At 68.7% G+C, this 11,314-nt stretch carries 8 protein-coding genes and 3 pseudogenes; 5 read left to right on the forward strand and 6 right to left on the reverse strand.

Annotation, left to right across the window (positions count from 1 at the left end; translation table 11 throughout):
- The first annotated feature begins 16 nt into the window (after positions 1-16).
- A complete protein-coding gene (locus WAB15_RS00780; protein WP_407284878.1) occupies positions 17-1,381 on the forward strand; it encodes a hypothetical protein in 1,365 nt (454 codons plus the stop codon).
- A gap of 176 nt (positions 1,382-1,557) precedes the next feature.
- Here WAB15_RS00780 and WAB15_RS00785 read toward each other — a convergent pair.
- Positions 1,558-1,635: pseudogene (locus tag WAB15_RS00785) on the reverse strand (VOC family protein); the annotation flags it as partial.
- Between WAB15_RS00785 and WAB15_RS00790 the strand changes: the two are divergent.
- Together WAB15_RS00790 and WAB15_RS00795 are read left to right on the forward strand one after the other, a co-directional pair.
- Positions 1,634-2,008: pseudogene (locus WAB15_RS00790) on the forward strand (carbonyl reductase); the annotation flags it as partial. The pseudogenes WAB15_RS00785 and WAB15_RS00790 overlap by 2 nt on opposite strands.
- A 52-nt stretch (positions 2,009-2,060) precedes the next feature.
- Positions 2,061-2,352 (forward strand): annotated as a pseudogene (locus tag WAB15_RS00795) (SDR family NAD(P)-dependent oxidoreductase); the annotation flags it as partial.
- A 191-nt stretch (positions 2,353-2,543) separates the two neighbouring features.
- Here WAB15_RS00795 and WAB15_RS00800 read toward each other — a convergent pair.
- Positions 2,544-3,608: an NAD(+)/NADH kinase gene (locus tag WAB15_RS00800; protein WP_399149176.1), complete on the reverse strand. Its 1,065-nt coding sequence runs from the start codon at positions 3,606-3,608 to the stop codon at positions 2,544-2,546.
- Between the two features lie 625 nt (positions 3,609-4,233).
- Here WAB15_RS00800 and WAB15_RS00805 point away from each other — a divergent pair.
- Positions 4,234-5,028 carry an oxidoreductase gene (locus tag WAB15_RS00805; protein WP_407284879.1) on the forward strand — a complete coding sequence of 265 codons (795 nt, stop codon included), beginning with the start codon at positions 4,234-4,236 and terminating at the stop codon, positions 5,026-5,028.
- A 549-nt stretch (positions 5,029-5,577) separates the two neighbouring features.
- Positions 5,578-6,075 (forward strand): DUF1003 domain-containing protein, encoded by a 498-nt coding sequence (locus tag WAB15_RS00810; protein WP_407284880.1) that lies wholly within the window; start codon positions 5,578-5,580, stop codon positions 6,073-6,075.
- A 325-nt stretch (positions 6,076-6,400) separates the two neighbouring features.
- On the opposite strand, the gene WAB15_RS00815 is transcribed toward WAB15_RS00810, so the two are convergent.
- The 4 genes from WAB15_RS00815 to WAB15_RS00830 all read right to left on the reverse strand — a co-directional run bounded on the left by WAB15_RS00815 (position 6,401) and on the right by WAB15_RS00830 (position 11,095).
- Entirely contained in the window at positions 6,401-7,426 is a 1,026-nt protein-coding gene (locus WAB15_RS00815) for an alcohol dehydrogenase (protein WP_407284881.1), read from the reverse strand.
- Positions 7,427-7,617: 191 nt separating this feature from the next.
- Positions 7,618-7,968: a UBP-type zinc finger domain-containing protein gene (locus tag WAB15_RS00820; RefSeq protein ID WP_399149171.1), complete on the reverse strand. Its 351-nt coding sequence runs from the start codon at positions 7,966-7,968 to the stop codon at positions 7,618-7,620.
- Entirely contained in the window at positions 7,965-9,422 is a 1,458-nt protein-coding gene (locus tag WAB15_RS00825) for an ATP-binding protein (RefSeq protein WP_407284882.1), read from the reverse strand. Before WAB15_RS00825 ends, WAB15_RS00820 begins: the two co-directional genes overlap by 4 nt.
- A complete protein-coding gene (locus WAB15_RS00830) occupies positions 9,419-11,095 on the reverse strand; it encodes an FAD-dependent oxidoreductase (protein ID WP_407284883.1) in 1,677 nt (558 codons plus the stop codon). Before WAB15_RS00830 ends, WAB15_RS00825 begins: the two co-directional genes overlap by 4 nt.
- Positions 11,096-11,314 lie beyond the last annotated feature (219 nt).

Here is an 11,314-nt window from a genome sequence, read left to right on the forward strand (position 1 = left end):
AAGGAGCTGCATTTCCGTGAACGAACCGCCCGTCGGCCGCTGCCTGCTGGACTACGACGTCATCAGCGACCCCTTCCCGCTGTACGCGCCGACCAGCGACGACACGCCGCCCACGACCCTGCACATCGTGGTCTCCAACGGCGGCGCCGACACCGTCTACTGCCGGGAGATCCTCTTCTCCCTGCCCCAGGGCGATCTCGCCCAGAGCCTGGTCGACGCCGACACGGGCGACGGCAGCGCCGACGACTGGACCGTGGAGCGGATCCAGGCCGGCGCCGACATCGCGCTCCCGCCCGGGGACTACGCCAACTTCGTCGCCAAGCCCAGGTCAGCCTCGGGCGAAGCCCCCGTGGACCGCTCCGGCCTCGTCATCACCCTCAGCAACCTTCGCATCACCAAGCAGCCGGGCACGGCCCGGATCGAGATCCGCGAGACCGCCACCACGGACCAGGGCCACTGGCCGGACAGCCCCGGGTTCACCACGTGCAGGATCGCCAAGTTCCCGGCCCCGGCCCTCCCCGTCCAGATCGTGTCCGACTTCCATGCCGAGCAGTGCGAGGTGTCCTCGGGCGGCGACGTACGCCTGGTATGGCGCGGCCCGGACACCGTCGAGTACAAGGTGCTGTACGGCGCCGGGGCGAAACCGGTCGACGGACAGACCGACACCTTCACAGTGTCGAAGGAACAAGACGGGGCCCCGGTAAAGGACTTCGAGTGGAAAGGAACGGTCACCCGTGACACGACCTTCCACCTCGTCTACGTCATCGGCGACGCCACCCACACGCTGTCCACGACCGTCACCGTCGCCAACCCGGAGCTCACCGGGCTCCACGTGACCGGCGACACGACGACCGTCGGCGCGGTCACCGTCGGCGGGTTGCTCACGGCCAACGGCAGTCTGACGACGAGCACCGCGGGCGAGACGACGTTCCACCACCAGGTGTCCGTGCTGGACGGCAGGAAGCTGCTCGCGAGCGGCGACATGGAGGTCAACGGGAGCGTCACGGCAAGCGGAAACTCGGTGACGATCGCCAAGGACATCTCCGCGAGCGGGAGGACGCTGACCATCGGGGCCATCACCGGCACCTCGGTCAACGTCGGAAGCGGCACGATCACTGGCGGCGCCATCTCAGGCAGCTCTGTCAGTGCCGGCAGTGGCTCGATCACCGGCGGCGCAATCAGCGGTAGCTCCGTCAGCGCCACCGGCGCCATCACCACCAGCGGCAAGGAGGTCCTTCACTTCGGCACCAGGGTCGTCATCAGGAATCACTACCACGATACGGAGGGCCTGAACGAGGACAACGCGACGAATGCTTACGTCTCGCTCAAGGCAATCCAAGGCAACAACCGTCGTTGGTGGTGGTATCTGGACCAGCCCTAGCTAGTGGTCCGGCTCGCATCGTTGACCGGGTAAACGGAGTGCTGTCTCGCGTCGGCGGCGTGGAGGGCGAGGACGGCTTGCACGACCGCCGTAGTGCCCGGGGCAGCAGGGGGCTTCGCCGATTGGTTGCCTGGTCGGGCGCCGCGTTTTGGGTGCCCGACCAGGCACTGCCTCAGTTACAGGTACGGGCGGGTGATCAGCTCAATCGCGTGACCGGCGGGGTCCTTGAAGTACACCCCTCGACCGCCGTGTTCCTTCGGTCCCGTCCTGCGCCCCGGCGGTCGGCTGCTCGTCGTGGCCGGCAGCCTGGGCACCCTCGGCCACCTCGGCCCCCGGGTGCGCCACCTGTTGGACGGCGCGAGCCTCGACCAGGTCGAGTACGCCGTCGAGTCCTGGCGCACCGCCCTGCACCACAAAACCGCCGAAGAGGCGGGGCTGGCCACGCTGGCTGAACGTGCCCTCGAAGGTGGCTCAGGTCGCCGCCGTGCGCGCGGTCGCCCCCTCGACGTCGTATTCGCCGAGCACGTCGACCCCACCCTGTACGGCGAGTTGATCCGCTTCGGGAAGGCCCTGGACTGGCACGGCGGCACACCCCCGGAGGAACAGGACCGCATGCTCGCAGCCTGAGACCGATACCCCACCCAGCTCCAACTCACCTCACTGCACCAGGAGTCCACGCATGACCGCCATCGCCACGCCCTACGGTCTCTCCAGCACGGCCGCAGAGGTCGCGCGGGGCATCGACCTCACCGGCCGCCGCGCTCTGGTCACCGGTGCCTCCTCCGGTCTCGGCGCGGAGACGGCCCGCGCCCTGGCCGGTCCGGGAGCGGCCGTCACCCTGGCCGTCCGCGACGTGGCCGCGGGCGAGCGCGTCGCCAAGGGACATCGCCGGAGCGACCGGAAACCAGGACCTGCACGTCGCCCACCTGGACCTCGCCGACCCGGCGCCCATCACCGCCTTCACCGGTTCTCGGTCTCCTTCGGCGCCGCCGATTTCTCCGCCGTCGCGGGCTGATCACGCTCCCGGCCGCAGCCGATCCGGGCGGGAAGACCCTGGCCTGCGCAATCAGGTGCTCGGTGCCGGCAGGTGAGGTGTGGTGGGACCGCACCTGATGCAGTCCACTCGTCCGACCGGTCAGGGCCCGTCCCCGTGGGGTTCGGTTCAGTCGACGTCCGCGGGCACCGGTGGAAGGCGCAGGTGTGCGAGGTCATCGGGGACTGGGCTGGTGTGGGGCCACATGGGGGTGATGTCGGCGTCGGCTGTCGCGGGGGCATCGGTCAGGCGCATGCGCTCACGCAGCCTGCCGTAGAAGTCGGTCGGTCCGAGCCGCACGACGCGCAGGCGCTGGGGAGCCGCGTAGACACCGATCCAGTCCCCCGGATCCAGGACACCTCGCAACTGGCCGTCGACGCTCACCGCCGCGCGGCCGGAGTGGCCCAGGACACGTAGGGCGACGGCCTCGTCGGGTGCGGCGACCACCGAGCGGTTGAAGGTCATGTGCGGAGCGACAGGGGTGAAGACGATGGCGTCGGCGCCAGGGGAGACGACCGGACCGCCGGCGGCGAAGCTATAGGCGGTGGACCCGGTGGGTGTGGCGACCAGGACGGCGTCGGCGGAGTAGGAGGCGAGCAGTCGGCCCGCGAGGTATACGCCGAGGGAGACCTGCCGGTCGCGTGCCAGCTTCTCCAGGACGATGTCGTTGAGGGCCGTCACGTTCAAGGCCACCCCCCAGTCCAGGGCGACGGCACATTCCGGGCGCACCGGCGGAGGTGGCAGCGCGGGACCGCGGCCGTAGCGCAGGAGGGTCTCCATCCCCTCGGGGAGTTCCAGCGGACAGGACGCCCGCATCGTCAGCATCAGGCGGGTCTCGATGTCCACTTGGCCGCGATGGACGGTGTCCAGCGCGCACTCGACGTCGTCGGCCGGGACCTCGGTCAAGAAGCCGAGGGTGCCCAGGTCGACACCGAGGACAAGCGCGTCATTCTGTGCGGCCAGGCGTGCTCCGCGGAGGAAGGTGCCGTCTCCTCCGAGCGTGACGATCAGGTCGGGACTGCCGGCGGCGTCGACCTCCTCCCGCGCGTCCCGCCGCTGTTCGTCCTCACTCCACACATCGATGGCGACGCAGCCGACAGCCCGGCGTTCGCACCACCGTCGGACGACATCGGCGGCCGCCACGGCACGGGGACGTCCTCCGTGGACGACGATGCCCACCCGTTGCACGCTCACGTAGCGTCCTCTCCGTCCGGATGGCCTGTTCGCCCGCCCTGTGGGACACCCGGTCGCTCCAGACGGTCGCGGACTTCCCGTTCGTCAACCGACCAGGCGCCACGAACAACCATGACTGACCGCTTCCGGCCGACCGGGAACGCCCACTCCGCGAGCGGGCCCAATCCCGTCCCGGCGCACCGTCCGGACTCCGACGCCCGACGACCGGTAGCGCCCCATATCTGGATGTCTATCTCCATTCTCGGAGCATCTTAACGGGCGCCCTAATTTCCATTGGGGCGGCAGGTCACGCCAATCGGCGTAATTTCCGTCCGGATTTCCCGTCTGGAAATCCCGCAATCACCGACGCGCACAGCGCCCCAGTGGCTTCCGCGCGTCGAGGGCGTAGTCAGTGACTCCGCGGGGGATGCCTGGCACCCGGCTGGCGGGAGGCGGACACGGCTGCGGCCGACGGCGGGATACAGCCGTAGCACGGGCAGGCAGGGGATCTTCGGTGCCGGATCTGTGTCGGTGGGGATCGGCAGTGGGCTCGAACGCGACACTTGATGCGCAGTCATGAGGTGCCCGCTGTGCGGTGATTATAGGAATTTCCGCAAGAGGAGCACGCCGGAGGAGTGCGCTACTGATGGATCTGGAGCTCAGGGAGAAGGTCGCCGTGATCACGGGCGCCAGCAAAGGAATCGGCCTGGCCGTCGCCGAGGCGCTCTGCCGTGAGGGTGCCCGCGTTGTCGTCGGCAGCCGTACGGAATCCCCTCAGCTCGCCGCCCTGCGTGAGAGCAGCGGCGTTGTCTTCGTCAGCGTCGATCTGGCCGAACCGCAAGGCGCGAACCGCTTGGTCCAGGCTGCGGCGGACCGGCACGGCCGGATCGACGTACTCGTCAACAACCTCGGCGTGGCCAAGCCACGCAACAGCTTCCTGTCCATCGACGACACCGAGTGGCAGCAGGTCTTCGACCTGACCTTCTTCAGCGCGGTCCGCGCCAGCCGCGCCGCGTTGCCCCACCTCCTCGCCGACGGCGGCGGAGCGATCGTCAACATCAGCTCCGTCAACGCGCGACTGCCTTTCCCCATGGTGGTCGACTACTCGGCGGCCAAAGCCGCGTTGAGCAACCTCACCAAGGCGTTGTCGGAAGAGTTCGCGCCGCGGGGCGTGCGTGTCAACGCCGTTGCTCCAGGACCGGTCCGCACCCCGTTCTGGACCGCTCCCGGTGGCTTTGCCGATTCTGTCGCCGCCGATGCCGGCAGTACTGCCCAAGAGGCGTGGGACGAGACCGTGCCCCGGCAGATGGGCATCTCCACGGGACGGATCAGCGAACCCCAGGAGGTTGCCGACCTCGTCGTCTTCCTGGCCTCCCCCCGTGCCGGCAACATCACCGGCGCCGAATTCGTCATCGACGGCGGCCAGATCAAGACCACCTGACCCGTCCACCTTCGGAAGTCCCGTAACGGCATCACGCAAAGAGACAATGAGGCAAAGAGGCGGTGCCTCTTCGGCTCACTTGGACGCTGAGACAGCGGCCTGCACCGCAGCCGCCACCCTGGTCGACCCCGTGAGGCCAGCGGACACGCCACCCCGGAACGTTCCTCCAGGGAAACGGCGCGGGACGGATATGAGTGATCGCGCACACCGAAATCGGGCGGGTGACGCCGGGGCGACCAGCGTGGCCATGGCGCCGATCCGGGCGAGTACTGCGGCTCTCAGGGAGCGCGGTACTGCATCGTGCGCGTTCCTGGCATGCGTCTATCCGTGTGCGATTCCACGTTATTTCGCAAACCGGGAGGGCATGAGGCCAGGCGCTCGTGGGGTCTGCGGGCTTTGGCCTCGTCGACGTCGGGCGGCGACGCTTTGGACTGCAGTGGGCAGTGGCAAGAACCAAGGAGCAGGTCCTCAATCCACCGCCCCGGGTTTCAACGCGCCGAGGGGCCCCTCTTTCCTCGCCGCCGCCCGCGGCGCGTGCAGGATGACGGCATGACGTCCCATCACGGCGGTCCGACGGGCGGTCATTGGCCTCACCCCGTCGTCCGTCTCCCACACGAGCAGGAGCTCTTCGCCCGTGGGCGCGGTGTGCAGGACCACATCGCGGACGCGATCACTGCTTTCGCGGGGTCCATGGTCTTTGTGTATGTGCACATGGTCTGGTTCGCTGGCTGGATCCTGATCAACGAAGGGCTGTTCGGCCAGGCCGCAGTCTTCGACCCCTTCCCCTTCGGGCTGCTCACCATGATCGTCAGTCTTGAGGCGATCTTCCTGTCGACGTTCGTCATGGTCAGCCAGAACCGTCAGGCCGCGCGCGACACGATCCGCGCCGATCTCAACTTCGAAGCCAGTGTGCGTTCGGAGGTCTGGTCGACGAACTTGGGGCGCGCCCTGGGCCTGGACCCCGAAGAGATCGAGCGGCAGACGCAGGAGCTCATCGCGACAAGCCGGATCAAGATGAACGACGAGATGGGACGACCTCAGGCCTGAGCGCCCGAGCGCGGCGAGGGCACGTACGCACGCGGGTAGGTCCCGGCCTGCCAGCCCTGCTGGAAGCAGGAGCCGCGGCCACGGCACCAATTCTTCAGTTCAGAGGAGCTGAGCGGCTTCGTCGTGCAGCTCCTGGACGTCAGCGGTGCGGACCCGCAGCGGCGCCTGGCCGCCCTCCTCGCCGACCTCGACCGCATGGCGGCAGCCCTTGGCGGTTGAGCGGCTGCCCCACCACGACCGGCCGTGCCTGCCGCGTCTTGGGAGGTATTCAACTGGCGAGCCGTCGGTGACTCCGCGATGCACAGCAGACCGAGGTTCGGATACCTCAGCCGGTGGTGAGCACCATCCGGAAGCGGGCGGCGCCGGTCAGCATCTTCTGATAGGCCTCGTCGGCCCGGTCGAGCGGCACAGCCTCGATCATGGGGCGGATCCCGTGCAGGGCGCTGAACGCCAGGGTGTCCTGCACGTCCTGCGCGGTGCCGGACGGGTGGCCACGGACGCTCCTGCCGCTCATGATCAGCTGAGCCGGGCTGATTCCCAGCGGGGCGAGGTCCACGCCGACGACCACCAGTTCGCCGCGGTGGGAGAGCCCGTCCACGGTCGCCGTGATGGCGTCTGAGTTGGCGGCGGTGGCCAGGACGACCTTGGCGCCGCCGAGGGCCTGCAGAGTGTCGGCAAGAGGGGTGTCCGCCGTGCTGTCGATGTAGTGGTGCGCGCCGAGCTGCTTGGCGAAGTCGGCCTTGGCGGCTCCACGGGCGATGGCCACGGTCTCGAAGCCCATCGCGGCCGCATACTGCACCCCCAGGTGGCCGAGGCCGCCGAGGCCGAGTACGGCGACCAGGTCGCCCGACCGTGCGGAGCTGCGCCGAAGCCCGTTGTACGTGGTCACTCCCGCGCATGCCAGGGGCGCGGCATCGGTCGCCGTCAGCCCGTCGGGGATCCGAGCCAGGGCATCCGTCGGCGCGATCACGGACTCGGCGTACCCACCGTCGTAAGCCCATCCGGGGACCTTGAGGTTCTCGCACACCATGAAGTCGCCCTGTCTGCACGGCGTGCAGTGGTGGCAGCTGCCGCCGAACCAGCCCACCGCCACCCGGTCTCCCACCTGCCGGCCGTGGTCCTGTACTCCCTCGCCCAGCGCCTCGATGCGGCCGGCGATCTCATGCCCGGGAACCAGAGGAAACCGCACACCGGGGAACACATCGTTCACGAAGTAGACGTCGCTGTGGCAGATCCCGCAGGCGTCCACGGCCACCCGTACGTGCCCGGCACCCGGCCGCTGCACCTCACGCTCGACGATCGCGAACGGACTGCCGGCGGCAGGGACCTGCGCGACTCGGTAGGTGCTCATCTCGATCTCTCCGGGATATCGATACGACGGCCCCTCCACCCAGGACACCAGCTCCGGCCCGATCACGCACGCCGAAAGAGATCAGGTGAACACCCAGCGACGCCGGGTAAGCAAACCCTCCCTCACCAGTGCGTTCTCGGGGATGGAGGTCCCTGTGGCGCGCAGCGAACCTGCGCCTGGGGCCCTCCTGCCTAACCCAGACGGTCGGCCCAGTCCTCCGGGACTCGTCCCGCGGGGCCGGGGGTGGGCTGATCGGCCGGATGGCTCTCAGGGGGAGCCAGGTGCGGGCCCGAGGCGTAGGTCTCCGAGGTCTCGTAGTTCCAGAACCAGGTTTCGCCCGGTTCGAAGCTGCGGATCACCGGGTGCCCGGTGGCCCGCGCGTGGGCCGTCGCGTGCTTGCCGGGCGAGTCGTCGCAACAGCCGATGTGGCCGCACCGTGCGCAGCGTCGCAGGTGGAACCACCAGCCGCCGCCGGCGTCGCACTCGGTGCATCCGGTTCCGCTGGGTGGGACCGAGGGGTCGATTCCGTTCGGGGAACTCATGACGGCTCCTGTGGGGGTTGGGGGTCGGCGGACGCCAGTGGGAGGCGTACCTGGAAGCGGGTGTCGCCGGGGACGGAGTGGAACCGCAGGTCCCCCTTGTGTTTGTTGACGACGATGCGCCAGGAGATGTCCAAGCCGAGGCCTGTGCCCTCACCCACCGGTTTGGTGGTGAAGAACGGGTCGAAGATGCGGTCGCGGATCTCCGAGGGGACTCCGGGGCCGGTATCGCAGAACTCGACGAGTAGATGGTCTCCGTCGCGCGCGGTTCGTACTGTCAACGTGCCCTCGGCGCCTGTGCTGTTCATCGCCGATACGGCGTTGTCGATCAGATTCGTCCATACCTGGTTGAGCTCGCTGGGGTAGGCCGGGATCTTCGGAAGGCTGCGGTCGTAGTCCTTGACGACGGTGATGTGGGGGCCGATCTTGGCGGAGACCATCAGCAGGGTGCTGTCCAGCAGTTCATGCACGTTTGCGACCTGGTGGGGCGCCCGATCGAGTTGCGAGTACTGCTTGGCCGCGGTGACGAGGGCCGAGACGCGGGTGGTCGACTCCTCGATCTCGTTCATCAACAGTTCGGTTTCGACGGTGTAGTTGAGCCACCGCACGGCACCTTCGAGGGTGTCCCTGTCCACGGCTGCGGCGATCTGGTCCAGCCAGTCGGTGTCGAGGCCGGCCTGTACGAAGGTCGGCGCGATCTGCCATCCGTCCGCGATGCCGTGGTCGTCCAGCCAGTCGGAGAGGGTGTCCTCCCGGTCCGAGGCTTCCATCGGGGTCAGGGGTGTGGCCTTGGCGATGCGCTCGGCCGTGCGTTCCTGGACGTCGATGAGTGTCTGCAGGCTGTCGTGCCGGTACGGGCGCGCCGCGATGATGCCGAGCTTGTGGCGCATGCCGGCAACACGCTCGCGGAGCGCGGATGTGGCTCGCACGGCCGCGGTGGCGGGGTTGTTCAGCTCGTGGGTCAGCCCTGCGGAGAGCGATCCGAGGGCCAGGAGCCGTTCTCGCTGGCCGACGGCCTCCTGGGCGCTCTTGGTGCCGAAGAAGAGGCCTTCCAGCAGGTGCACGGCCATGGGAAACCACTCGCGCATGATCGCGGCGAAGGTGTCCGCGGGCAGCACGAAAAAGCGTGAGGTTTCGATGACACGCAGGGAGCTATTGTACACCTGCCGCAGACGGTCACCCAGGTAGGCCTGGAAGGCTCCCGCGTACACCCCGCGCGTGGAGCTCCGGTTGGTCTCCACGTCGTAGTCCCCGATCCGGCGCGAGAGCACGAGGGTCCCTTCGAGCAGCACGTAGAAGCACGTGGCGGCGTCACCCTCGCCGTACACGGGCCCGGGTTCGAACTCCTCCACGCGGCCTTCGCGGCAGAGTCGGGCGATCTGGTCGGGGGCCAGCTTCTCGAACAGGAACAGCGAGCCGAGCTCCTCCTGACTGCACGGCATCGGCCGGCCGTTCATGACTGCTCCAGATATCGGTGTGCGAGCATGACCGCCATGGCTCCCTCTCCTACCGCGGAGGTGACACGCTTGGCGGACTCGGCGCGGGCGTCTCCGGCCACGAACACGCCCGGGACGTTCGTCTCCAAGTGGTAGGGCGGCCGGTCCAACTCCCAGTCGGCCGGCGGGCGCCCGTCCGCGGTGAGATCGGGGCCGGTCAGGATGAACCCGCGGGAGTCCCGGAGCACCGTGCCCTCCAGCCAGTCGGTGAGCGGGGCTGCGCCGATGAAGACGAACATCCACTGGGCGTCGACGCGTTCGGTGTGGCCGGTCGCTGTGTCGCGTAGGGTAATCTGTTCCAGTTGGCGCGATCCGTGGGCGGCGTCGACGACCGTGTTGGTGCGCACAGAGATCGTGGCCGTCTCCTCGATCTGCTGGACGAGGTAGTGCGACATCGACATGGACAAGGACGGCTTACGCACCAGTACGGTGACTGACTTGGCGCTCCGGGCAAGGTATATCGCGGCCTGGCCGGCGGAGTTCGCGCCGCCGACGATGTACACGTCACTACCTTGGCACGCGGCCGCTTCGGTCAGGGCCGAGCCATAGAAGACTCCGCATCCGGTCAACTCGGCCACCTGGGGTGCATCCAGTTGCCGGTACGACACGCCAGTCGCGAGGATGACGGCGTGTGCGGCGACAGCGGAGCCGTCCGAGAACCGGACGACGCGCGACGCGCCATTGATCTCCAGCCCGGTGACCTCGCGCGCGGTCAGTATCTCGGCACCGAACTTCGCCGCCTGACGCCGGGCCCGGTCGGTGAGCTGTGCCCCGGACACTCCGTCCGGAAAGCCGAGATAGTTCTCGATGCGCGAGCTCTGGCCCGCCTGGCCTCCGGTCGCGGACCGTTCCACGAGGACGGTCCGCAGGCCCTCGGATGCCCCGTACACCGCCGCACCCAAACCGGCCGGTCCGCCGCCGATGATGACCAGGTCGTAGAAGTCGGTTGCCGGGGTTGTCGCGAGGCCGACCCGGGCGGCGAGCTCCCGGTCCTCGGGCTCGATGAGGGCCGTGCCGTCCGGAGTGATCACAAGCGGGAGCCGCAGGCCCTCCTGGCCCGCGGCGCACAGCAGCCGCCGGCCTTCCGGGTCGTCGGACGAGTACCAGCGGTACGGCACCTGGTTGCGGGCCAAGAACTCCCGTACGGCCGACGAACGCGCCGACCAGCGGTGCCCGACGACCTTGGTGACGGCCACCGGCCGGTGGTCGGTGGCCCGCCAGGCCTGCAGCAGGTCGTCGAGGACGGGGTAGAGCTTCTCCTCGGGCGGCTCCCAGGGCTTGAGGAGGTAGTGGTCGAGGTCGACGACGTTGATCGCGTCGATGGCCGCGTTGGTGTCCGCGTACGCCGTCAGCAGCACCCGCCGGGCGCCGGGGTAGATGTCGAGAGCCTGCTCAAGGAACTCGATGCCGTTCATCTCCGGCATCCGGTAGTCGGCCACGATCACCGCGACGGGGCCGCCGCGCAACTTCAGCTCGCGCAGGGCGGCAAGGGCGGACTCGCCGGACTCCGCGCGTACGATCCGGTACGACGCGCCGTAGCGTCGCCGCAGATCGCGGGCGACAGCACGCGACACGCCCGGGTCGTCGTCCACAGTCAGGATGACGGTCCGCGCCGGACTGGCTGCCTGGTCCATAGGCATCCTGTCCCCGAGTCGATCGCCCTTCCGCACCGACTTCACGCGCCTGTCCGGCACGCCAGTGCGCCAGTAATGCCCATTTTATGGGTGCCTAGCATGCTGTGCTAGGCACGACCAGGGACGCGGCTGTCTGCCGATAGCTGCCAGAGACGCCGCTCCAGCCGCGCGGCGGCGTGACGGTGATCCCCATGTGCTGCATCCACATCGCCGCGCCGC

The sequence above is a fragment of the Streptomyces sirii genome (genome assembly GCF_045690365.1).
Classification (GTDB): Bacteria; Actinomycetota; Actinomycetes; order Streptomycetales; family Streptomycetaceae; genus Streptomyces; species Streptomyces sirii.